At 55.1% G+C, this 22,042-nt stretch carries 21 protein-coding genes and 1 other RNA gene; 13 read left to right on the top strand and 9 right to left on the bottom strand.

Features of this window, described 5'->3' with window-relative positions; all coding sequences use genetic code 11:
- Nucleotide 1: 1 nt before the first annotated feature.
- The 5 genes from WA429_RS10110 to WA429_RS10090 all read right to left on the bottom strand — a co-directional run bounded on the left by WA429_RS10110 (nucleotide 2) and on the right by WA429_RS10090 (nucleotide 3,631).
- On the bottom strand, nucleotides 2-463 hold the full coding sequence (locus tag WA429_RS10110) for a YbgC/FadM family acyl-CoA thioesterase (RefSeq protein ID WP_068518116.1): 462 nt from the start codon (nucleotides 461-463) through the stop codon (nucleotides 2-4).
- Nucleotides 463-1,536 carry a Holliday junction branch migration DNA helicase RuvB gene (gene ruvB, locus WA429_RS10105; protein WP_068518117.1) on the bottom strand — a complete coding sequence of 358 codons (1,074 nt, stop codon included), beginning with the start codon at nucleotides 1,534-1,536 and terminating at the stop codon, nucleotides 463-465. Before ruvB ends, WA429_RS10110 begins: the two co-directional genes overlap by 1 nt.
- On the bottom strand, nucleotides 1,533-2,228 hold the full coding sequence (gene ruvA / locus WA429_RS10100; protein WP_287465939.1) for a Holliday junction branch migration protein RuvA: 696 nt from the start codon (nucleotides 2,226-2,228) through the stop codon (nucleotides 1,533-1,535). Before ruvA ends, ruvB begins: the two co-directional genes overlap by 4 nt.
- Nucleotides 2,225-2,800, bottom strand: coding sequence for a crossover junction endodeoxyribonuclease RuvC (gene ruvC / locus WA429_RS10095; RefSeq protein ID WP_068518119.1), 576 nt, complete (start codon nucleotides 2,798-2,800; stop codon nucleotides 2,225-2,227). The genes ruvA and ruvC overlap by 4 nt, the downstream gene beginning before the upstream one ends.
- 84 nt (nucleotides 2,801-2,884) lie before the next feature.
- The gene (locus tag WA429_RS10090; protein ID WP_287465938.1) at nucleotides 2,885-3,631 is read right to left on the bottom strand and encodes a YebC/PmpR family DNA-binding transcriptional regulator; all 747 of its coding nucleotides are present in this window, start codon (nucleotides 3,629-3,631) and stop codon (nucleotides 2,885-2,887) included.
- 487 nt (nucleotides 3,632-4,118) lie between these two features.
- Here WA429_RS10090 and WA429_RS10085 point away from each other — a divergent pair, with 487 nt between their 5' ends.
- Both WA429_RS10085 and WA429_RS10080 read left to right on the top strand, forming a co-directional pair.
- Nucleotides 4,119-6,293, top strand: coding sequence for a HAMP domain-containing methyl-accepting chemotaxis protein (locus WA429_RS10085; protein ID WP_068518121.1), 2,175 nt, complete (start codon nucleotides 4,119-4,121; stop codon nucleotides 6,291-6,293).
- Between the two features lie 377 nt (nucleotides 6,294-6,670).
- Entirely contained in the window at nucleotides 6,671-8,893 is a 2,223-nt protein-coding gene (locus tag WA429_RS10080) for a methyl-accepting chemotaxis protein (RefSeq protein ID WP_068518122.1), read from the top strand.
- A 112-nt stretch (nucleotides 8,894-9,005) separates the two neighbouring features.
- Here the strand turns inward: WA429_RS10080 and WA429_RS10075 are convergent, their stop codons facing one another.
- The 4 genes from WA429_RS10075 to WA429_RS10060 all read right to left on the bottom strand — a co-directional run bounded on the left by WA429_RS10075 (nucleotide 9,006) and on the right by WA429_RS10060 (nucleotide 10,874).
- A complete protein-coding gene (locus WA429_RS10075) occupies nucleotides 9,006-9,821 on the bottom strand; it encodes a TIGR00282 family metallophosphoesterase (RefSeq protein WP_068518123.1) in 816 nt (271 codons plus the stop codon).
- A 122-nt stretch (nucleotides 9,822-9,943) separates the two neighbouring features.
- A non-coding RNA gene (gene ssrS / locus WA429_RS10070) (6S RNA) lies at nucleotides 9,944-10,104 on the bottom strand.
- A gap of 161 nt (nucleotides 10,105-10,265) precedes the next feature.
- Nucleotides 10,266-10,604: a cell division protein ZapA gene (locus WA429_RS10065; protein ID WP_287465936.1), complete on the bottom strand. Its 339-nt coding sequence runs from the start codon at nucleotides 10,602-10,604 to the stop codon at nucleotides 10,266-10,268.
- 3 nt (nucleotides 10,605-10,607) lie between these two features.
- Nucleotides 10,608-10,874 carry a hypothetical protein gene (locus WA429_RS10060; RefSeq protein WP_068518125.1) on the bottom strand — a complete coding sequence of 89 codons (267 nt, stop codon included), beginning with the start codon at nucleotides 10,872-10,874 and terminating at the stop codon, nucleotides 10,608-10,610.
- Between the two features lie 104 nt (nucleotides 10,875-10,978).
- Between WA429_RS10060 and WA429_RS10055 the strand changes: the two genes are divergently transcribed.
- From WA429_RS10055 to WA429_RS10005, 11 genes are all read left to right on the top strand, one after another.
- On the top strand, nucleotides 10,979-11,173 hold the full coding sequence (locus WA429_RS10055) for a hypothetical protein (RefSeq protein WP_156480843.1): 195 nt from the start codon (nucleotides 10,979-10,981) through the stop codon (nucleotides 11,171-11,173).
- Nucleotides 11,174-11,295: 122 nt separating this feature from the next.
- Nucleotides 11,296-13,278 carry a transketolase gene (gene tkt / locus WA429_RS10050; RefSeq protein ID WP_287465935.1) on the top strand — a complete coding sequence of 661 codons (1,983 nt, stop codon included), beginning with the start codon at nucleotides 11,296-11,298 and terminating at the stop codon, nucleotides 13,276-13,278.
- 113 nt (nucleotides 13,279-13,391) lie between these two features.
- On the top strand, nucleotides 13,392-14,399 hold the full coding sequence (gap, locus tag WA429_RS10045; RefSeq protein ID WP_068518128.1) for a type I glyceraldehyde-3-phosphate dehydrogenase: 1,008 nt from the start codon (nucleotides 13,392-13,394) through the stop codon (nucleotides 14,397-14,399).
- 124 nt (nucleotides 14,400-14,523) lie between these two features.
- Nucleotides 14,524-15,246 (top strand): spermidine synthase, encoded by a 723-nt coding sequence (locus tag WA429_RS10040; protein WP_114112611.1) that lies wholly within the window; start codon nucleotides 14,524-14,526, stop codon nucleotides 15,244-15,246.
- Nucleotides 15,247-15,259: 13 nt separating this feature from the next.
- Nucleotides 15,260-15,688, top strand: coding sequence for a hypothetical protein (locus WA429_RS10035; RefSeq protein ID WP_287465934.1), 429 nt, complete (start codon nucleotides 15,260-15,262; stop codon nucleotides 15,686-15,688).
- Nucleotides 15,689-15,751: 63 nt separating this feature from the next.
- Nucleotides 15,752-16,393, top strand: a complete 642-nt coding sequence (thiE, locus tag WA429_RS10030) for a thiamine phosphate synthase (protein WP_068518131.1) — start codon at nucleotides 15,752-15,754, stop codon at nucleotides 16,391-16,393.
- Between the two features lie 196 nt (nucleotides 16,394-16,589).
- Nucleotides 16,590-17,156 carry an elongation factor P gene (efp, locus tag WA429_RS10025; protein WP_068518132.1) on the top strand — a complete coding sequence of 189 codons (567 nt, stop codon included), beginning with the start codon at nucleotides 16,590-16,592 and terminating at the stop codon, nucleotides 17,154-17,156.
- Nucleotides 17,157-17,209: 53 nt separating this feature from the next.
- Nucleotides 17,210-18,019 carry an inositol monophosphatase family protein gene (locus WA429_RS10020; RefSeq protein WP_287465933.1) on the top strand — a complete coding sequence of 270 codons (810 nt, stop codon included), beginning with the start codon at nucleotides 17,210-17,212 and terminating at the stop codon, nucleotides 18,017-18,019.
- 266 nt (nucleotides 18,020-18,285) lie between these two features.
- Nucleotides 18,286-19,578: an OmpA family protein gene (locus tag WA429_RS10015; RefSeq protein WP_287465932.1), complete on the top strand. Its 1,293-nt coding sequence runs from the start codon at nucleotides 18,286-18,288 to the stop codon at nucleotides 19,576-19,578.
- 12 nt (nucleotides 19,579-19,590) lie between these two features.
- Nucleotides 19,591-20,775: a flagellar motor protein MotA gene (locus tag WA429_RS10010; protein WP_068518135.1), complete on the top strand. Its 1,185-nt coding sequence runs from the start codon at nucleotides 19,591-19,593 to the stop codon at nucleotides 20,773-20,775.
- Between the two features lie 4 nt (nucleotides 20,776-20,779).
- On the top strand, nucleotides 20,780-21,943 hold the full coding sequence (locus tag WA429_RS10005) for a peptidoglycan -binding protein (RefSeq protein WP_068518136.1): 1,164 nt from the start codon (nucleotides 20,780-20,782) through the stop codon (nucleotides 21,941-21,943).
- Nucleotides 21,944-22,042: the final 99 nt, after the last annotated feature.

Genomic DNA, 22,042 nt, shown 5'->3' with positions numbered 1-22,042 from the left:
GTTAGTCCTTGTTCACATCCAGATATCGACTAAATACTGTTCTTAATTCTTCGGGCAGTCTTTGTGCCCGGAGTTCTTCCAACGACATGCAGGCGAGATAAATCTCGATCACCACAAGTTCTTCTTCGCCGCGCATGATCTTTTGTTCATACCCGAGTGATGCGCCCCCTAGCTTAATCACCCTGGTTTCCACCGTCAGGCGGTCTTCCAACTGGGCGGCGCGACGAAAATCGAGCGTACAGTGTCGAACGGCTATGGCAACTTTGTGGCGTTCTGCAACATTTCGATTGGTAAAGCCCAACAGGTTAAGCATCGCTGAACGCGCACGTTCCGCAAATGCAAGATAGTTGGCGTGATACACGATTCCGCCGGCATCGGTATCTTCATAAAATACGACTAAAGGATAAATGTGACGTTTGCCGTCCATGTAGCCCAACAGGGCATCATGCGTGTCCTGTCCCATCAGGAATCGCTCCTTGATGATCCATTACCCTGACTGTCAAAAAGATCGGACATCGGCATCCCGCCCGCTTCACGCGGCGGCGTCAGACCAAGATGCTGGAACCCCTTGATGCCCAGCATGCGCCCGCGCGGGGTGCGCTGGATCAGGCCCTGCTGAAGCAAATATGGTTCGATCACGTCTTCGATGGTGTCGCGTTCTTCCGACAGGGCCGCAGCAAGGGTATCAACCCCGACCGGTCCACCACCGTAATTTCCGGCAATACAATTAAGATAGCGACGGTCCTGACTGTCCAGACCAAGGTTATCGACCTCAAGCCGGGTCAGCGCCGCATCGGCAATAAATTTATCAACCGGCGACTTTTCAGCCACGGCGGCAAAGTCACGCACACGTCGCAACAAACGCCCGGCAATACGGGGCGTACCGCGCGACCGGCGTGCAATTTCCATCGCACCTTCTTCGGTCATGTCGAAATTCAACAACCGCGCACCGCGCGATACAATCGAAACCAGTTCTTCGGGCTCATAGAACCGCAGACGCAGCGGAATGCCGAAACGATCACGCAGCGGCGTGGTCAAAAGCCCCGAACGCGTGGTCGCACCAACCAGGGTAAAGGGCGGCAAATCGATACGCACCGAACGGGCTGCCGGCCCTTCGCCGATGATCAGATCAAGCTGGAAATCTTCCATTGCCGGATAGAGGATTTCCTCAACCGCCGGGTTCAAACGGTGAATTTCGTCAATGAACAGAACATCGCGCGGCTGAAGGTTCGTCAAAAGAGCGGCAAGGTCGCCCGCCTTGGCAATGACCGGACCGGACGTTGCGCGGAAACCGACGCCAAGTTCACTGGCAACAATTTGCGACAACGTGGTTTTGCCAAGTCCGGGCGGACCAAAGAACAGGACATGGTCCATGGCCTCTTCACGCGCACGGGCCGCCTGAATGAAGACATCAAGGTTTTCGCGCACTTCTTTCTGGCCGGTGAAATCATCGAGCCGGCGCGGACGCAGCGATCCTTCCTGATGGTCTTCTTCGCGACGCTCACCACTGAGCAGACGGTCTTCTTCTTCGCTCACGCGCTAAGCTCCTTCAGTCCCAGACGGATCAGGGTATCGATTGTCTTGTCATCGCCGGCCTGCTGGGCGGCCTTGCCCACCGCACCGAAAGCTTCGGACCGGCCATAACCAAGATTGACCAGTGCCGATACGGCATCCGCCATTACGACACTATCATCCACAACCGGTTCGGCCGGGGCTGTGTCGATTTTCACATCTGTTTTGGATTTTGCGGTTTTCTTTGCCTTGGATTCCGGCTTGGCGGGTTCCGCGGCCGGGCTTGCCGGTGCGGCCACCGGACCAAGATTAAGCTTTGCGGCCTTGTCTTTGAGTTCACCGACAATGCGGGTTGCGACCTTGGGCCCGATGCCAGGTGCGCGGCACAATGCCGTCGTATCCTGGGCGGCAAGGGCGCGCAAAAGATCGGTCGGGCTCAGCACCGACAACAGGGCAAGTGCGACCTTGGCCCCCACCCCCTGTACGGTGGTCAGCAACGAAAACCACTGTTTTTCGGCGTTATCGGCAAAGCCATACAAGTGAATGTGATCTTCGCGAACGTGGGTTTCGATCATCAAACCGGCATCCCCGCCCTTTGGCGGCAACATGGAAAGCGTGCGGCGCGAAGCAAACACAAGATAGCCAACGCCATTCACATCAATGATGACGCTGTCTTCGCCAATGAAATCGACAATTCCGCGCAGTTTCGCGATCACCTGTATCGTCTCCCGTTTCCTGTTGGTTTGGCCGCCATGCTTGCCGCAAGCGACCGGTTCCCGGCATGTTGCGCGTGACAGATCGCCACCGCAAGCGCATCGGCCGCATCTGCCCCGGCAATTTCACATCCCGGAAGCAGGGTCGAAACCATCATTTCGACCTGTTGCTTCGCGGCGTGACCGGCACCGACAACAGTCTTTTTGACGGCATTGGGTGTATATTCCGTTACCGGAATGCCATTGCGCGCCGGTGCGAGCAAGGCAACACCGCGTGCCTGACCGAGTTTAAGGGTGGATACCGGGTTCTTGTTGACAAAGGTTTCTTCGACCGCGGCCTCGTCCGGGTCCCAGGTCTGGATCACCTCGATCAGGCCGGAATGAAGCTGATCAAGGCGTTCGGCAAGGCTTAACGACTGGGTGGATGTGACGATGCCGTTGGCGACATGGCGCATCCGGTTGTCCTGAAGGTCGATCACCCCCCAGCCCGTGCGTTGCAGACCGGGGTCAATTCCAAGTACGCGGACCACTATGTCACCCCATTTCCCGGAAGCCAGATACAAAACACCCGCCATTCAAACATGAAGGGCGGGCATCAAACCGCCCCCGAACATGATGGCGTTTGCAACCATATTCGGGGGAGTGGTTTTTAAACAAGTCTAGTTATCGAGACCAGCGACGATTTCGTCGGTCCAGGCAACGTTGGTCCAGACGTTCTGGACGTCATCATTGTCTTCGAGAACATCAACAAGCTTCATGATGCTCTGGGCCTGTTCGACATTGATTTCGGCCTCGGTCACGGCACGGAAGACCATTTTCGCACTTTCCGGATCGCCAAACTTTTCGGTCAGCGCTTCGCGAACAGCGTTCAGGTCTTCAAGTTCGGTATCAACAATGTGGCTGTTTTCATCAGACTCAACGTTTGCCGCACCGGCTTCGAGGGCCGCTTCGAAGATTTCGTCAGCATCAGCGGCATCCGCCGGATAGACGATTTCACCAAGACGGTTGAACATAAAGCCGACCGAACCGGTTTCGCCAAGGTTGCCACCGCTTTTTGCAAAGGCAGCACGCACTTCGGACGCAGTACGGTTACGGTTATCAGTCAGGGCTTCGACGATGACGGCAACACCAGCGGTGCCATAACCTTCGTAGCGGACTTCTTCGTAATTGTCGCCCTCGCCTGCACCGGTCGCCTTTTTGATGGCGCGTTCGATGTTGTCCTTGGGCATGTTCTGGCCGCGGGCCGCCGCGATCGCAGCACGCAGACGCGGGTTGCTGTCAATGTCTTCGCTGATTTTTGCCGCAACCGTGATTTCGCGGGCAAGCTTGGTGAAGATCTTGGCGCGTTTTTTATCCTGGGCACCTTTGCGGTGCATAATGTTCTTAAATTGGGAATGGCCGGCCATAACCTAAAACCTGTATTCATTGAACTCGATGTGGAACGGTATCGGGTGATACCACGCCGGTCATGCGGGAGTTCCCTGTCAGACCAGCCCGTCCGGACATCTGCAAGACAATGCTTTGTGTCGTTTGCAGCAGGTACGAACGAAAATTTCGACCGCTCCTATAGCCTGTTTACCTGCCAAGGTCCAGCGATGCTTGGTATCGCTGCCAAGATCACCGGGAACGAACCGCCCCGGACCGCCGATCACACCACCAATCCAGGTGGCAATTTTCTTGCATTTTACAGCTTCGGTTTGGTTAGATGTTGCAGTCGCAAAGATATTCTTTCATTAATAATACGAATGTAACTTATTAAACTAAAGAAGAACACTCTCCGGGGTCCAAGATGCCGGCCTGGTTGAAAAGACCATTTTCTTTTCAGGCGGCCGAAACAACCCGAATGGACACAGAAGCCATACGGGAACAGTCAGGAAACAAAGGTTAGATAGAATGGGAACTAAATTCGGGGTCCAAAGCAAGTTACTGATTTCATTTGCTCTGGTTGGATTGATGGCGGTTATTTCCGCTGTTGTCGGCGCTGTATCCTTCAACAAATTCGGTGATGCTCTTACGACCATCACGGAAGAAAAGCTTCCGCCTATTGCTGCGGCACAGGCCTTGGCAACCGAAAGCGCAGAAATTGTCGCCATTGCACCGCGTATCGTTGCATCCGCCAACACGGATGAAGAAAACGCGATCAATGACGAACTTGCTATCCGTCTTCAGGCGCTGGTTTCGAAAATCAACGAAATCGAAGCCACCGGCTTCATGCCCGAGGTCATTGCAAGCATCAATGACAATCGCGGTCTTTTGCAGGACAACCTTGAAAAGCTTCATGCGGTAACGCAGGAACGTTTCCAGATTGCCAACGAAAAAGCTGAAAAACTTACAGAATTCCAGAACCTGTCCAAACGGTATGCAGATACCCTGAAACCGGTTCTGTCCTATACGCAGAACGATATTTCCCAGGGTGGCCAGTTCGCCGCATCGCTTAAAGATGACCCGGCAAAGAAATTCAGCACCGACAAGGAAGAAATTCTTGAAGTCTTCCAGAAATATTCTTCTGCCATCGAGACCCGCACCCCGATCCTTGACATTGAGCGTCTTGGATCGTCTGCGTCGAACATGATCATTTCGAGCACCACGGAAACCCAGGCGGTGCGTCTTTCGATCATTCCGGTGCGTATTCGCGGCACCTATAGCGACGCGCTGAGCCAGCTTGATGCCATCGGCAATGACCGTCTGAAGGCATTTTATGTCGATCTGATTGACAAGATGCAGAAGCTTTCGGTCGGCGAAGGCAGCCTTCCGGATCTTCGCAAACGCGAACTTGAAGCCAGCGAACAAAGCCAGGCACTGGTTGTGCAGAGTGGCGAATATGCCAATGCGATGCGTGCAAGCGTTGCCGAACTGGTTGCCGGTCTGAATCAGGAAGTGGCAGAAGCCGCCGCCGAAGCCGGTATTGTTGAAAAGCAGGGCCTGACCGCCCTTGCCGCAGTTGCCGCAATCGCGATCATCATTTCGCTTCTGATCTATGTTCTGTATGTCCGCGGCAACGTTCTGCGTCGTCTTGGCGGCCTTCAGAAAACCATGGTTCAGCTGGCGGATGGCAATCTTGACGTTGATGTCCCGGCCAAGGGCAATGACGAAATCAGCGCCATGGGCCGTGCGGTTGAAGTCTTTAAGGACAACGCCCTTAAGGTTCGCGAAATGCAAGCCGAGGAAGAGCGCCTTAACCGTGAACGTAACGAAGCCCTTCGTGACGAGCTTCTGGGTCTTGCCGATACGCTGCAGAACGAAGTTGAAAGTGCCGTGAACGAGATCGCCGCCCTTGGTGATCAGCTTCAGGGTGTTTCCGGTCAGATGACATCGAGCGCCGAACTGGTGTCGGGTCAGACCGAAGATGTTGCCAATTCCGCACAGGAAGCCACCGGCAATGTCGAAACCGTTGCAGCCGCAACCGAGCAGCTTTCGGCATCGAATGCGGAAATCAACCGTCAGATGGCGGAATCAACCCGCATTTCGAGCGAAGCATCGACCCGTGCACAGCAAACCAACGAACTGGTTGTCAGCCTGTCGCAGTCAGCTGATCGCATCGGCGAAGTGATCGCCCTGATCACCGACATCGCCGAGCAGACCAACCTTCTGGCACTTAACGCGACCATCGAGGCCGCCCGTGCCGGTGATGCCGGCAAAGGCTTTGCCGTGGTTGCCGCCGAGGTCAAAAACCTTGCCAACCAGACTGAAAAAGCGACCGAGGAAATCTCGGGTCAGATTGCGGGTATCCAGAAAGCCACCGGTGAGTCTGTTAACGCGATTGGTGACATTGGCCGCATCATTGAAAACATCAATGAAATCGCCACCACTATTTCGGCCGCGGTCGAAGAACAGGGTGCCGCAACCGATGAAATCACCCGCAACGTGCGCGGTGCTGCGGACCGTACCCGTTCGGTATCGGCGTCAATCACCGAGGTTGCCAGTGAAACCGGTAAAACCGGCGAACTGTCCAGCCAGGTTCTGGCCACAGCCCAGAACGCATCGGAAAAAGTTGAAAACCTTCGGTCGCGGATCAACGGCATTCTCGATGACTTGCGCAAACAGGCGCATGATCGGGCTGCTTCCTGATCGAAGAATCGACACCATCCTGACTGAAAGGGTCCGCCATCCGGCGGGCCCTTTTTCATTTTGCCCCTGTGACCGGGCATCCGATTTATCGAAAATTCGGCAGAAACGCCCGTAAAAACCCGTAGCAAAACCGCACAACCTATACGTCTGTTTAAGCATAAAAACTCATGCTTAGTTTGCGTGCAATGTGCTATATGGGCTTTAACTATAACAGAAAAGTCGCTTTTTCCGATCAAGCCGCCCCACAACCTGGCAGACCGGCCCTACCCTTAAAGTGACATATCCAGGGAAGCTACATCTGAGAGACCCACAATAAGCAGGTCGACACAGCACGTGTGTCGGCACGGGACTCATTCGTCTATGGGGTATCATGAACTATGGGACTTAAATTCAAGCGCGGCAGCTCCCCGTCGCCATCCAGTAAAACAAAAACATCGGGACTTGGTGTCCGTGAAAAGCTTGCCGGTGCGTTCTTTCTTGTCGGTCTGATCGCTGTGCTTGCCGCGACTGTTTCGGTCTTTTCATTCAACAAATTTGGCAGCCAGCTTGACGAAATCACCCATGCCCAGCTGCCACCAATGTTCACCGCCCAGCAGTTGGCCACCGATAGTGTAAAGGTTGTCGCATCCGCACCGCGCATCGTTGCCGCCACGTCCCCGGAAGAAGAACAGGTCGTCAAGATCGAACTGGACATGCTGCTTGACAGTCTGCGCGAGAAACTTGAACAGCTGTCGCAGTCCGGCCTGCCGCCCGCATCGCTGTCTCATATTGAAACCAACGGCAAAAACCTTGCCGATAATCTTGAGAAACTGCACGACACCACGCTTCGCCGTTTTGAAGCCGCCAACAAGCTGGCAGAAAGTCTTGATAAGTTTCAGCAGCTCAATAACCGGTTTGGTTCGATGCTCAAGCCATTGCTGGCAATGTCGCAGAACCAGATTTCCAACATCGGCACCCAGGTTGAAGACATCCGCAAAAGCGGTTCTTTCCTGACGCTGGATCAGAAAACCCAGGGCACCGAGCTTCTGGTCAAGCTTGATCAGACGATTGCCGAACGTGCACCGATTCTTGAGCTGTCGAAACTTGGCGGTGATATGGCCAACACAATTCTGGCCGCGGCATCAAGCACGGATGAAACCCGCCTGAAAATCATCGGCGTGCAGGTCAACGGGGCGATCGGCACCATCGAGACCCTGATCAAGAATCTCGAAAACAAGAAACTTCAAACATATTATTCCGACCTGATGGGCGACATCAAAACGCTTGCCGTCGGAGATCAGAGCATTCCGGCATTGCGTCTGGCCGAACTGCAACTGATCAAGGAACAGGGTGAAGTTGTTATTGAAAGCGCCGATTACGCAACCACCATGGAAAGTGGTGTGAATGCATTGGTCGAGGCCTTGCAGACCGGTGTTGACCGTTCTGCCGGTGCGGCCAACACGCTGAGCATCCAGAGCACCTATGTGATGTATGCGGTCGGCGCGCTGGCGGTTCTTTTACCGCTTTTGATCTTTGTATTCTATGTGCGGGGCAACCTTCTGCGCCGTCTGGCCGGCTTGCAGAAAACCATGGTTGCACTGGCAGCCGGGGATCTTGCGGTTGATGTCCCGTCCAAGGGCAATGACGAAATCAGCGCCATGGGTCGCGCGGTTGACGTGTTCAAGGAAAACGCCATCAAGGTCCGCGACATGCAGGCCGAGGAAGAGCGCCTTAACCGTGAACGCAACGAGGCCCTTCGTGATGAACTGCTTGGCCTTGCCGATACCCTTCAGGGGGAAGTGGAAACCGCAGTGAACGAAATCGCAGCCCTTGGCGAACAGCTTCAGGGTGTTTCCGGTCAGATGACCGAAAGTGCCGAACTGGTTTCAAGCCAGAGCGAAGATGTGTCGACATCGGCACAGGAAGCCACCGGCAATGTCGAAACCGTTGCCGCCGCGACCGAGCAGCTTTCAAGTTCGAATGCGGAAATCAACCGTCAGATGGCGGAAACCACCCGTATTTCCAACGAAGCCGCCCAGCGGGCCCAGCACACCAACGAGCTGGTTGTCAGCCTGTCACAATCGGCCGGCCGCATTGGCGAAGTGATCGCCCTGATCACCGACATCGCCGAACAGACCAACCTGCTGGCACTGAATGCGACGATCGAGGCCGCCCGTGCCGGTGATGCCGGCAAGGGCTTTGCCGTGGTTGCCGCCGAGGTCAAAAACCTTGCCAACCAGACCGAAAAGGCGACCGAAGAAATTGCAGGTCAGATTTCCGGTATTCAGAAGGCCACCGGTGAGTCCGTGACCGCAATCGGTGAAATCGGGACAATCATTGATAATCTTAATCAGATTGCCACGACGATTTCCGCTGCGGTTGAGGAACAGGGTGCCGCCACCGACGAGATCAGCCGCAACGTTCGTGGTGCTGCCGATCGTACCCGTGCGGTATCGGCATCGATCACCGAGGTCGCCAATGAAACCGGTCGCACCGGCCAGTTGTCGGGCGAAGTTCTGACCACGTCGCGGGCTGCATCGGAAAAAGTTGGCGAGATGCGCAATCGTATCGCCAGCATCCTTGAAGATCTGCGTCAGCAGGCCCGTGATCGCGCAGCGTGATCGCGCCCTGCCCGACGGTTCCAATCTGAATGACAAAGGCCCACCGGTTGGTGGGCCTTTTTTTCATCGCGGATCCGATTGATCCGTATATGCAATCTGATTGCAGGGGCGATCAGGCGCTTGGCCAGCTGCCTTTAAGGCGTCCGCCGATGCGAACCGATTCAATACGTTTGGCAAGGCCGGTCTTGTCATCGGTTTCAACAAACACACCGCACACGGTCGCCGGGCCTTCGGCCGGTTCAAAACGACCGGACGGCATTTTGGTCAGGAATTTGCGAACCGAGTTTTCCTTTTTCATGCCGATGACGGAATCAAAGTCACCACACATGCCAACATCGGTCTGATAGGCCGTACCATTTGGAAGAATTTGCGCATCCGCCGTTGGCACATGGGTATGCGTGCCCAGTACAAGCGATGCCCGCCCGTCGCAATGATGACCAAACGCCATCTTTTCCGACGTGGTTTCGGCATGGAAATCCAGAATGATCGCATCGACATTCTTGCCCAGCTTGTGCTTGCCAAACAGCTTGTCCGCGCCCTGGAACGGGCAGGAAAGCGGATCCATGAAAAGACGGCCCATCATATTGATGACGCAGACCTTCTTGCCCGATCTGGTTTTGAACACGTAATCGCCATTGCCCGGCGTCCCATCAGGGAAATTCCAGGGACGCAGGAGTTTTTCATCCTCGTCGATATAGGCGATGATTTCGCGTTGATCCCAGACATGGTTGCCGGTGGTCAGGACATCCGCCCCCGCCGCGTAGAATTCCTTGCAGATTTTGGCGGTCACACCGAAACCATGGGCCGCGTTTTCGACATTCACCACAGCGATATCAACAGACAGGCGATCGCGAAGCATCGGTAATGCTTCCAGCGCTGCCTTGCGGCCGGTTTGGCCGAGAACGTCGCCAAGATGAAGTAAACGCATATTCTTTCCTGTGTTTTTTTACATACCTCAACTTGCAGGCATGATTTTAGCAATGCTCCCTGATCCGGGACGCACCGCATACTGCATTACGCAAAGGAGAAGGGATTTGTTCAATAAGATAAGCGGGAGCCGCCGCTGCCGTTGGCCATGTGGTAATTCCTCGTGACCTGCAGGTGCAGGTGGGCGCCGTATAACCAGACCACGGCCTGGCAAGGGACAGCTCCCTAGAGAAATGAGCATCGGCCCCGGGAATTAGCGAACCTGACGAACAGGGCAGCCCCCTTATGCTGGGTTCTTGATCGCCGCGTACGGCGCATCGCAAACGGTCAGCGACGGGAACTTAGTCCCCGGTCATTGGAATTTCAAGTGGATTACACGCATTTGTCAGCGTCCCCCACCCGGCATCTGACCATCGCGCCATCACGGATCGCCGATAATCGGTAATCAGCTTTGCGCAAGCTTGTCGGCGATGGCTTCGACCCGGGCGGCCATTGTTTCGATATTTTCAGCCAGTTCATCACTTTGCGCATCGGATAAACCGACCGGTTGTGGCTGTTGCGGGGTCTGGTTTGCGATCTGTTCCTGCGCATTGCCAAGTTCATCGGCAATCAGCAGGCTGGTCATGACCAGCAAACGCTGTTCCCCGATCTGGCCGACCGCATCGGCAATTTCCTTAACACGGTCATTCACATAACCCGCAAGGGCGTGAATGCGATCTTCCTGCCCGTCATCACATGCGATGTCGTAGCTGCGACCATTAATGCGGATGGATACCTGTGCCATGGATTACGCCTGTTTCTTTACGGGGTCTTCGGCAAGAACGAATTTAAGCTGATCTACTGCACCGTCGAGCCGGGCGGAAACCGTTTCGGTTGCCTCGGTCAGACGATCATAATCCGCGCGCATCGCCGAAAGTTGCGCACGCAATGCTTCAACTTCCTGGGTGTCTGAAACGGCGGACTGATTTTTCTGACTGATGGCCGACTCCGCTGCCAGTTCCAGACGGTCCAATGCTGATTTCAGTCGATCACTTGCCTGTTGCAACCGCGACATGGATTATTACCCGATTGTTTGCTGTTTTTCCCTAGACCACAGAACGAGTTGATCTGTGACGAATCACTATCGGCCTTATCAAGACCTGTGAAGATGTCATGATCATGGCTTTAACACCCGACACCCTGATCAACAACATTTTTGCCCGGCTGACGGCAAAAACACCACAAGCCGACATTGGTGATAACATCAGGAAAACACGGGGTGCCAATCACAAACCGGTCAGCATGGCGAACCGCAGCCATGCACAACCGACACATCTGTTAGCCGGAATCCGGGTAACAGGCGTCGTTTTTTGACAGAAGCGGTTGACGGATGCCCCCCATAAGGGCATCTTCCGCGCGAATTCCGTTAATTATGGAATAACCGTATTTAAAGTGTTTTCATCGCCCGACCGCGAAACCCCCAGGAACCGCATCACATGACGACGCAAGTAGAACACAACCGCATGGCCAATGCCATCCGCTTCCTCTCGGCAGACGCTGTTGAGAAAGCCAACTCCGGACATCCCGGCATGCCGATGGGCATGGCAGACGTTGCGACTGTTCTTTACACCAAATTCTTGAAATTCGATCCGAAGCATCCGAACTGGCCGGACCGCGACCGTTTCATCCTGTCGGCTGGTCACGGCTCGATGCTTCTTTATTCGCTTCTGCACCTGACCGGTTACGAAGATTTCGATCTTGATCAGATCAAGAATTTCCGTCAGATGGGCTTCCGCACTGCCGGCCACCCGGAATTCGGCCATGGCGCGGGCATCGAAACCACCACCGGCCCGCTGGGTCAGGGTATTGCGACCTCGGTCGGTTTCGCACTTGGCGAACGCATCATGAATGCCCGTTTTGGCGATGATGTTGTTGATCACTACACCTATGTGATTGCGGGCGACGGTTGCCTGATGGAAGGCATCTCGCAGGAAGCCATTTCGATGGCCGGTCACATGAAACTGTCGAAACTGATCGTTCTGTTTGACGATAACGGCATTTCGATTGACGGCCCGACGTCGCTTTCGACGTCTGAAGATCACACCAAGCGCTTCGAAGCTGCTGGCTGGGATGTTCAGGAAATTGACGGCCACGACCCGGTCGCCATCGAAGCCGCCATCGCCAAGGCAAAAACCACCAACACTCCGTCGATGATCGCCTGCAAAACCCAGATCGGTTTTGGCGCACCGACCAAAGCTGGTAGTTCGGCAACGCACGGTGCTGCCCTTGGCGCAGAAGAACTTGCCGGCATGCGCAAGAAACTGAATTGGGATTACGAGCCGTTCGAAATCCCGGCTGATATCCGTGATGCATGGCTTGCAGCAGGTAACCGCGGTGCGGATGATTTCAATGCCTGGGGGTCACGTTTCGAAGGTCTTGAAGCTGGTCTGAAAGACGAGTTCGAGCGCCGCGTCGAGGGCAAACTGCCGGAAAACTGGATCGAAGCGTTCAACGACTACAAAAAGCAGATCACCGCTGATCAGCCGAAAGTCGCGACCCGTAAGGCTTCGCAGAACATTCTTGAAGTTCTGACCAAAGCGATCCCGGAAATGATCGGCGGTTCTGCCGACCTGACCGGTTCGAACAACACCAAGACCGGCGTTCAGGCACCGATCACTGCCGAAGGCGGTTATGAAGGCGCGTATATCTATTACGGTATCCGTGAACACGGCATGGCAGCAGCCATGAACGGTCTGGCCCTGCATGGTGGCGTTCTGCCGTATGGCGGGACCTTCCTGGTCTTTACCGATTATTGCCGCCCGTCGATCCGCCTGTCGGCCCTGATGAACCAGCGCGTTGTTTATGTCATGACCCATGATTCCATCGGTCTTGGCGAAGACGGCCCGACCCATCAGCCGGTCGAACATGTTGCGTCGCTTCGTGCGATGCCGAACGTTACCGTGATCCGCCCGGCGGACGCGGTTGAAACGGCAGAAGCATGGGCAATGGCGATCACCAATGAAAGCGGCCCGACCGTTCTGGCACTGACCCGTCAGAACCTGCCGACGCTGCGTACCGACTACCGTGAAGACAACCTTGTCGCACGTGGCGGTTATGTGATTTCCGATTGCGATGGTGATCGTCAGGTTACCCTGATTGCGACCGGCTCCGAAGTCGAGATCGCAGTTGATGCGCAGGCCAAGCTGAAAGCAGACGGCATCAATGCCGCTGTTGTTTCGCTGCCGAGCTGGGAACTGTTTGACGCCCAGTCGCCGGAATACCGCAAGGACGTTCTGGGCAGCGCACCGCGCGTTGCCATCGAAGCCCTGTCGGTGTTTGGCTGGGAAAAATATGTTGGCGATAACGGCAAGGTTATCGGCATGCACGGTTTCGGTGCTTCGGCCCCGGCCCCGGTTCTTTACGAGCATTTCGGCATCACTGCCGACGCGCTGGTCAAAGCAGCCAAGGAACTGGTTTAATTTACAGGGCCGGATCGGTAACATGCCGATCCGGCCTTTTTTCTATGGGTTTTGAACCCTAAGCCGTGATTGATACTCCCCAGGTACCAATCATTATAATTTTGGAGGGATGAATGGCTATTCGCGTAGCGATTAATGGTTTTGGTCGTATCGGCCGTCTTGTTCTGCGTTCTATCGTTGAAAGCGGTCGCACCGACGTTGAAGTTGTTGCCATCAACGACCTGGGTGACGTCAACACCAACGCACATCTTCTGAAATATGATTCCGTTCATGGCGTTCTTGCCAACGAAGTCAAAGCCGAAGGCGACAACCTGGTCATTGACGGCAAAGCCATCAAGGTTTGCTCCGAACGTGACCCGGCGAACCTGCCGTGGGCAGCGCTGAATGTTGATATCGCATTTGAATGCACCGGTATCTTCCTTGACGAAGCCGGCGCAGGCAAACACCTGACCGCTGGCGCAAAACGCGTTCTGATTTCGGCCCCGGCAAAGGGCGATATCAAGACCGTTGTTTACGGTGTTAACTCCGACACCCTGACGGCTGATGACGTCATCGTTTCGAACGCTTCGTGCACCACCAACTGCCTGGCACCGGTTGCAGACGTTCTGAACAAGACCGTTGGCATCACCAAAGGCTTCATGACCACTGTTCACGCCTTCACCGGCGACCAGAACACCGTGGACAGCCTGCACAAGGACCTGCGCCGCGCACGTTCGGCATCGCTTTCGATGATCCCGACCTCGACCGGTGCAGCCAAGGCTGTTGGTCTTGTTCTTCCGGAACTCAAGGGCAAACTCGATGGTACCGCCATCCGCGTTCCGACCCCGAACGTTTCCATGGTTGACCTGACCTTCGTTGCTGGCCGTGACACCACCGTTGATGAAGTCAACGCTGCCATCAAAGAAGCTGCAAACGGCCCGCTCAAAGGCGTTCTTGGCGTTTGCGAAGCACCGCTGGTTTCGGTTGATTTCAACCACAACCCGAACAGCTCGACCTTTGATGCGACCCAGACCCAGGTTATGGACGGCAACTTCGTTCGTATCCTGTCCTGGTATGACAACGAGTGGGGCTTCTCCAACCGTATGAGCGACACCGCTGTCGCCATGGCAAAGTTCCTCTAAGCTTCGTTTGATCCGAATTTGGAAAGAGCCCGAAGTATTCTGCTTCGGGCTCTTTTCTTTTGGCGGCCAATCGGTCAGTCTTGCCGTCACCCTGCCCGCCCGGTCAACGCAAAGGAACCAGACCGTGAGCCTATTGTTCAAGGAACTCGATTATCGACCGACCCCGATGGGGGTTTTGAGCCTGCGCCGACGTCGCGAGCTCAGCCTTGATATCGATGTTTATGAAATCAAGCTTGATGACGAATACCTGATGTCGAGCCTGTTTACCGATGCTGAAATCGCGCTGGCCGACCTTGGGCTGGCGGACCTTGCCGGTGACAGCCTTGATGTTGTGGTTGGCGGGCTGGGCCTTGGCTATACCGCAAAGGCGGCGCTCGATAATCCGAAGACCGGAAAGCTTACGGTTCTTGATACCCTTCCCGAAGTCATCGAATGGCACCAGCAGGGATTGCTGCCACTTGGTGAACAGCTTTCGGGTGATCGGCGCTGCGAACTGGTTCATGCGGATTTCTTTGGCGCATCACTTTCCGATATTGCTGGCATGAACCCGCAACGCCCCGATACCAGACATGATGCCATTCTGCTTGATGTTGATCATTCACCGGGCAATGTTTTGCATGATGATCACAAACGCCTTTATACAAAGGACGGCTTGCAGAAACTTGCGACACATCTGGTGCCGGGCGGGGTCTTTGCACTTTGGTCCACAGAATTGCCCGAACCCTGGTTTGAAGAAAATCTGGCGGCGGCCTTTGACGACATTCGCGCCGAGGTCATTACATTCCGCCATCCGCTGATTGACCGTGAAGATATCAATACGGTCTATATCGCACGCAAAGCATCGTAAGACGGATCTGCCGATGACGGTATTTCACGATCCGGTCATTCGTATTCATGGCATCAAAGGTGCCAGATCGGCCTGTCGTGTGTTGGCCGACCGGCCATTTGTTTTGCTGTCGCCTGAACATGCCGCCCAAATCAACGGGGCACAGTGGTTTGCCGATCTGGTCGTCTTGACACGTGATGAGTTTCCGACAGCGACCTTTCGCGCCATTCTTGATTGTCGCGGTCGTATGTCCGGGGCACTGGCGGCACTTGAAATCGGTCTGGATGGCGTGATCATTGATCCGACTGGCGACAGGCAAACCGAAAACCTGCGCGACATGGGTCGGCAACGCGGATGTCAGGTTTTCACAGCCCCGCCCCCGTCCGATGCGATATACGAGATGGAAGACCACCGGCTTCCCGATCATGAACTTGACCGGCGCCTTGGTGACAGCCTTGGCTAGGCAATTGCCAAAAGCAGCGCCAGGCGTTACATAACACCCAGGAAATCATCAGGAATTATCACCGTGAACACTGACGAACTTGCCGGTCTTTATCTTTTGACCCCGCCGAAAATCGAACTTGCATCCTTTGGCGAGACGCTGAAGTCGGTTCTTGATACCGGTGCGGTTGATTGCCTGCAACTTCGTCTGAAAGATGTCAGCGATGATGAAATCCGCAAGGCGATCGATACCATCCTGCCGATGTGTAACGACCGCGACATTCCGCTGATCCTTAATGACCGCCCCGACATTGCCAAAAAGTCCGGCTGTGACGGCGTCCATGTTGGCGAAGAAGACGCCAGCTACGACGAGGCACGCGCCATCATGGGCGAGGAACATATCGTTGGGGTATCGTGCTATGACAGCCGCCATCGCGCGATGATCCTTGGTGAAAAGGGTGCGGATTACGTTGCCTTTGGCGCGTTTTACCCGACCCAGACCAAAGAAGCCAAAACCAGCGTTACGCCGGAAATTCTTGAAATCTGGACGACCTTTACCACGGTGCCATGTGTTGCCATCGGCGGCATCACCGCGGACAATGTCGCCCCGATTGTTCTGGCCGGGGCGGATTTTGTCGCCGTGACCGGCGGGGTCTGGAACCATCCGGACGGACCCGAAGCCGGTGCCAGGGCCATCAAGGCGGCAATTGCCGCAACCGAGGCCTGAGACGGCTGACATCGTAAAATGTCAGGGGTGGCAAAAGCTTGGCCCCAGCCATGCGGGAATGACGGGCTGTCATGCGCGATAACCCTGATCAATCTGCTTGCAGCAAAACAGCCAAACTGATAGTTAGAGCCCCTTAAATGGGGCGAGTGCCCCCTATTGCATTGTGAATCTGTGATCTGAAAGAACGGTTGGTGCCATGAAAATCAACGGCAACGAAATCCGTCCGGGTAACCTTATCGAACATAAAGGTGCCCTGTGGCGTGCAGTAAAATGCCAGGCTGTAAAGCCGGGTAAAGGCGGTGCTTTTAACCAGGTTGAACTTAAAGACATTCGTACCGGCACCAAGCTGAACGAGCGTTTCCGTGCATCGGAAACCGTCGAAAAGGTTCGCCTTGAGCAGAAAGAATACACCTACCTGTTCGCCGATGGTGACATGATCACCTTCATGGACACCGAAACCTATGATCAGATCACGATCAATTCCGACCTTGTTGGCGAACCCGCTGTTTATCTTCAGGATGGCATGGTTGTTACCATCGAATCCTTCGAAGGTGAGCCGCTTGGCGTGACCCTTCCGGAACATGTCGTCTTCCAGATTGTCGAAGCCGATGCTGTTGTCAAAGGTCAGACCCAGTCTTCTTCTTTCAAACCGGCCGTTCTTGAAAACGGTGTTCGTGTGATGGTGCCCCCGCATATTGAATCGGGTACGCGCATTGTCGTGAACACGGTTGAAGGCACCTATATCGAGCGTGCCAAGGACTAAGGGCGTTCCCTGCCCTTCGGTTTTTCTTTAATTCAAACACCGGGAGATATGCCGTGCGAGGCGCCGCCCGTCGTTCTGCGAATATCAACGTTATGTACAAGGCTGTCGAAAAGGCAGCCTATGGACTGAAACGCGACTTCGGTGAAGTCGAAAACCTTCAGGTGTCGATGAAAGGCCCGGCAGATTTCGTATCTGCGGCTGATCACCGTGCCGAGAAACGCCTGCGTGAAGAACTTGAACGTGCCCGTCCGGGTTACGGCTTCCTTCTTGAAGAAGGCGGTGAGGTCAAGGGTTCCGATCCGGAACATCGCTGGATCATTGATCCGCTTGATGGCACCACCAACTTCCTGCATGGCATTCCGCATTTTGCCATTTCGGTTGCCCTTCAGAAGGGTGACGAAATCATCGCTGGCATGATTTATGACGTTGCCAAGGATGAGTGCTTCTGGGCGGAAAAAGGCCTTGGTGCGTTTCTTGACAACCGTCGCCTGCGTGTTTCCGGCCGCCGTCGTTTGAACGAATGTGTTCTGGCTTGTGGCATTCCGCATCTTGGTCATGGTGATCATGCTGCATTCGAAAAACAGCTGCATTCGGTCATGGACCGTTGTGCAGGTGTTCGTCGCATGGGTGCCGCATCCCTTGATCTGGCCTATGTCGCAGCCGGTCGTTATGACGGCTATTGGGAAGCACATCTCAATGCCTGGGACATTGCTGCGGGTCTTTTGATCGTGACCGAAGCTGGCGGTTATGTCCGCGACGCCAATGGTGGTACCAACATGCTTGGTACCGGCAGCGTGGTTGCAGCCAACGACTATATCCAGCCGGTTCTGGCCAAAACGCTTAAGAAAGCGATCACGGACTAACATCCCGCTTTTATTACCGTTTTTTGAAAGGGGCACTTCGGAATTTACCGAAGTGCCCCTTTTGCTTTATCGGTCAAAGCGGTTGTCCATTATCTGTCTCTAAGCTATGGTGCATGGTACTGCGTAGCCATTTGACGGGCTGCCAGACAACAGGGGTGGCATTCGATAATTTTTCCGGGTGCCTAACGATCGACACAAAACTGTGTAAAAAAGAAAAACGTTATAAGACGATTTCAAACACAGGGTATTAAGGGGCCTGCGATTTGATGAAGGGGTATTCCAAGATTTCCGTGCTTGCGATGTCGGCTGCACTGGGAACCACCGTGTTCTTTGCTGCGAACGCATCCGCACAGCAATACTCCCCCGTCTCGGTTGACAATAGCGTCCAGGTAAACTGGGACGTCGCAGACGGTTTTGGTGATCAGCCAACCGTCCCGCAATATCTTTCACCGTCCGTATCACGCGAACATATCGTGATGCCCGGTGGTGATCTGATCTTTCCGGAAACCAAACCGAAATCCGAATTTCTTGCCAGCAACCAGTTTGCCGAAACCGGCAGTGCAGGCACCTATGACAGCGACTTTGAGACGGTTGTCATCGATGGTTCGGCTGGCGGCAGCGCATTTCCGACCCAATCAGAATTTTATGGTGTCCCGGGTGTAAACCCGTCAGCCGCAATGGATGATGGTGCCAATCAGGTCATCGCCCTTGAACAGCCTGCACCGACGTCTGCGCCGCGCAGCAAGCCTGCCGCACCGGTCGCGGTTGCCAGCAGCACATCAAATGCAAATGCGCCCACACCGCTGACCAAACCGGCATCTGCCCCGGCAACGACATCGGCACCAGCCGCACCGGTCATGGCCGAAGCACCGGCTTCGAGCCCGGCACAGGCAACACCGGTCGCAGCGGCGTCCACATCTGCGCCAGTATCAGCACCCGTATCAGCACCGGCACCTGCCCCGGCGACGGAAACGGCCGAAATGGTCGAACCGCCAAAGGCCCCGCCGCTTTTGTCTGATGACAGTGGCGCATCGTCGGCACCAAGTGCACCGGTTGTCGAACCGATTGCCAAGGGCAACGAAGTTCCCCCGCCGCCGGCACCGTCACCCGACACCACACAATCTGCCGCCACCATGGCGGAAACAGCCCCGGCAGTGAAAGCAGAACCGGCACCGAAACCGGCTGCCGAGGAAGCAGCCATTCCCCCGGCAAACCAGGCCGCACCGGCCCCGATGCCGGCCGCTGGCAGTGACGAATACAGCCTTGGCTTTGCCGCTGACAGCTTTGAGCTGACCGGTCAGGCCAAAAGCGCGCTTGATCAGGTGATTTCGGCAATGAACAAGGATGACAGTCTTCGCATCCAGCTTCAGGCCTATGCCCAGGGCGATGGTGCCAATGCATCCAAGGCGCGCCGCCTGTCGCTGTCGCGCGCGCTTCAGGTTCGTTCCTATCTGATTGATCAGGGCGTGCGTTCAACGCGCATTGATGTTCGTGCCCTGGGTGCGAATGTTCCGTCCGGCCCTGCCGATCGCGTCGATATCAAAACCGTTCAACGCTAGGATTATTCCATCATGAGCAGTCAATCGGCCAATGGTGCAGGTACGCTCCTGCCCATTACCAAACCCGGAAGTTATCTGACACGTATGGCGATCTTTGTTGCCATCATCGTCGGGGTCGGCGCCCTGCTGTTCCCTGCATTGTCTGATGCCTTTATGGCCAATGCTGTTCTTAATGGCTTGATCCTTGGCGTATTTGTCGTCGGGGTGATTTACACCTTCCGCATGGCTGCCAGCCTGTCACCGGAAGTCACCTGGATCGAGGATTTCCGTCGGTCCCGCCCCGGTCTGACATCACAGGTTCCGCCGAAACTTCTGGCCCCGATGGCCAGCATGATGGCCGAACAGCGCCGCGATCGCCCGCAACTTTCGACCACTTCGACCCGTACCATCCTTGATTCCATCCGGTCGCGCCTTGATGAAAGCCGCGAATTGTCGCGCTATATCGTTGGTCTTCTGGTGTTTCTTGGTCTGCTGGGTACCTTCTGGGGCCTGCTTCAGACCGTGAACTCGGTTGCCGATGTCATTGGCAATGTCAATGTCGGCAGCGGATCAAACATGGATCTGTGGTTCTCTGATCTTAAGGAAGGCCTGTCAGAGCCGCTGAGCGGCATGGGAACGGCGTTCTCGTCCTCGCTGTTTGGTCTTGCCGGTTCGCTGGCACTTGGTCTTTTGGATATGCAGGCCGGTCAGGCCCAGAACCGGTTCTTCAACGATCTTGAAGAATGGCTTTCAAGCTTCACCCGTCTGGGTTCGGGAAGCGCGCTTTCGGATGGCGAACAGTCGGTTCCGGCCTATCTTTCGGCACTGATCGAACAGATGGCCGACAATATGGAAGGACTGCAAAATTCCATCCAGCGTTCGGAAAGCTCCCAAATCAAATCGCACAACACCCTGATTGATCTTGCTGACAAGCTTTCCACCCTGACCGATCAGATGAAGGCCGAACAGCAATTGATGGTCAAGTTGGCGGAAAACCAGATGCACCTGAAACCGGTGCTTGATCAGTTGGCGGACTCCATGAAAATGGGCAGCTTCGGGATTGACGACAACACACGTGCCCATATCCGTTCGCTTGATAACCAGCTTGGCCGTGTTGCCGAAGAACTGACCGTCGGCCGCCAGCAGTCCACACAGGAAATCAGAAGCGAGATCAAGCTTCTGGCCCGTACCATCGCCGCCATCGCCGAGGAGGGCTGATCGCATGATCGGGCTTTCGCGCCGTCGTAACCGCGATGTGAATACCTGGCCGGGCTTCGTTGATGCGCTGGCAACGCTTTTGATGGTGATCATCTTTCTTCTGATGATCTTTGTCATTGCGCAGGTTTATCTGGGTGCCGCCCTTTCGGGACGTGACGAGGCACTGAGCGATTTGACCGCCCAGGTCAACGAGCTGACCAATCTTTTGTCGCTTGAACGTGGAAACAATCAGCGGATGGAACTGGAACTGACCCAGTTGACCACCGAGCTTTCCAATACCAGCGACCAGCGTGACGACTTGAAGTCCCGCGCAGCCGCCCTTGCGACCCAGCTTGCCGATGCCAAACTTTCGGCTGACGAGATCGAGAAGAAGCTTCTTGCTGCTTTGGCGACCCTTGAAACCAAGGAGACCGAGCTTTCGGAACTGCGCAGCAACAGCGAAGAAAAGATCGCCGATCAGGAAACCCGCATCGAAGAACTTTCTGCCCTGCTCGCCTCGCGGGCATCGGAACTTGAAACCCAGAAAAATCTGAGTGCAGAAGCACAGGCACAGGTCGCTGCCCTTAATCAGCAGATGCTTGCCCTGCGCCAGCAATTGCAAAAGATCGAAGCCGCACTTGAGGCGTCCGAGCGCGAAAATGCCGACAAGGAAGCCCAGATCGTCAATCTTGGACAGCGCCTGAATGCGGCACTTGCCACCAAGGTTGCCGAGTTGCAGCGTTATCGTTCGGAGTTCTTTGGCCGCCTGCGCGAAGTTCTTGGCGACCGTCAGGATATCCGCGTTGTCGGTGACCGCTTTGTGTTCCAGTCCGAAGTTCTGTTTGGATCGGGATCGGCCGATCTTGGCGAAGAAGGTCAGGAACAGCTGGCAAAACTGGGGCAGACCCTGACAACGATTGCATCGGAAATTCCCGACGATATCGATTGGGTCATGCGTGTTGACGGTCACACGGACAAGGTTCCGATCCGTAACCTCAAATTCGCATCGAACTGGGAATTGTCATCGGCACGTGCCATATCGGTGGTCAAATTCCTGATTGATCAGGGCGTCCCGCCCAACCGACTGGTGGCAGCGGGATTTGGTGAATATCAGCCCCTTGATAACCGCGACGATGAAATCGCCTATCGCCGCAACCGGCGCATCGAGTTCAAGATCACCGAGCGATAAACGCCCTGCTCAAATCCTTAAACAGCCCGCTGCAATTGCGGGCTGTTTTGCTTTGGGGAGAACAATTTATGATGGAAATGCATCCATAAAATATCTTAG

The sequence above is a fragment of the Thalassospira sp. CH_XMU1420-2 genome (genome assembly GCF_037029325.1).
In the GTDB taxonomy this organism is placed as follows: Bacteria; Pseudomonadota; Alphaproteobacteria; order Rhodospirillales; family Thalassospiraceae; genus Thalassospira; species Thalassospira povalilytica.
Note: the sequence above shows the minus strand (reverse complement) of the source record. Positions and strands in the feature narration are given on the sequence as shown.

Excerpts from the sequence above, each read along its gene's own strand:
- WA429_RS10060 (WP_068518125.1), bottom strand. The coding sequence starts at position 10,874 with ATGTCGCGGTTGCAACAGGCAAGTGATCGACTGAAATCAGCATTGGAC.
- WA429_RS10065 (WP_287465936.1), bottom strand. The coding sequence starts at position 10,604 with ATGGCACAGGTATCCATCCGCATTAATGGTCGCAGCTACGACATCGCA.
- WA429_RS10010 (WP_068518135.1), top strand. The coding sequence starts at position 19,591 with ATGAGCAGTCAATCGGCCAATGGTGCAGGTACGCTCCTGCCCATTACC.
- efp (WP_068518132.1), top strand. The coding sequence starts at position 16,590 with ATGAAAATCAACGGCAACGAAATCCGTCCGGGTAACCTTATCGAACAT.
- WA429_RS10080 (WP_068518122.1), top strand. The coding sequence starts at position 6,671 with ATGGGACTTAAATTCAAGCGCGGCAGCTCCCCGTCGCCATCCAGTAAA.
- WA429_RS10110 (WP_068518116.1), bottom strand. The coding sequence starts at position 463 with ATGGGACAGGACACGCATGATGCCCTGTTGGGCTACATGGACGGCAAA.
- WA429_RS10005 (WP_068518136.1), top strand. The coding sequence starts at position 20,780 with ATGATCGGGCTTTCGCGCCGTCGTAACCGCGATGTGAATACCTGGCCG.
- gap (WP_068518128.1), top strand. The coding sequence starts at position 13,392 with ATGGCTATTCGCGTAGCGATTAATGGTTTTGGTCGTATCGGCCGTCTT.
- WA429_RS10015 (WP_287465932.1), top strand. The coding sequence starts at position 18,286 with ATGAAGGGGTATTCCAAGATTTCCGTGCTTGCGATGTCGGCTGCACTG.
- WA429_RS10075 (WP_068518123.1), bottom strand. The coding sequence starts at position 9,821 with ATGCGTTTACTTCATCTTGGCGACGTTCTCGGCCAAACCGGCCGCAAG.
- ruvC (WP_068518119.1), bottom strand. The coding sequence starts at position 2,800 with ATGGCGGGTGTTTTGTATCTGGCTTCCGGGAAATGGGGTGACATAGTG.
- tkt (WP_287465935.1), top strand. The coding sequence starts at position 11,296 with ATGACGACGCAAGTAGAACACAACCGCATGGCCAATGCCATCCGCTTC.
- WA429_RS10085 (WP_068518121.1), top strand. The coding sequence starts at position 4,119 with ATGGGAACTAAATTCGGGGTCCAAAGCAAGTTACTGATTTCATTTGCT.
- WA429_RS10035 (WP_287465934.1), top strand. The coding sequence starts at position 15,260 with ATGACGGTATTTCACGATCCGGTCATTCGTATTCATGGCATCAAAGGT.
- WA429_RS10090 (WP_287465938.1), bottom strand. The coding sequence starts at position 3,631 with ATGGCCGGCCATTCCCAATTTAAGAACATTATGCACCGCAAAGGTGCC.
- WA429_RS10055 (WP_156480843.1), top strand. The coding sequence starts at position 10,979 with ATGGCTTTAACACCCGACACCCTGATCAACAACATTTTTGCCCGGCTG.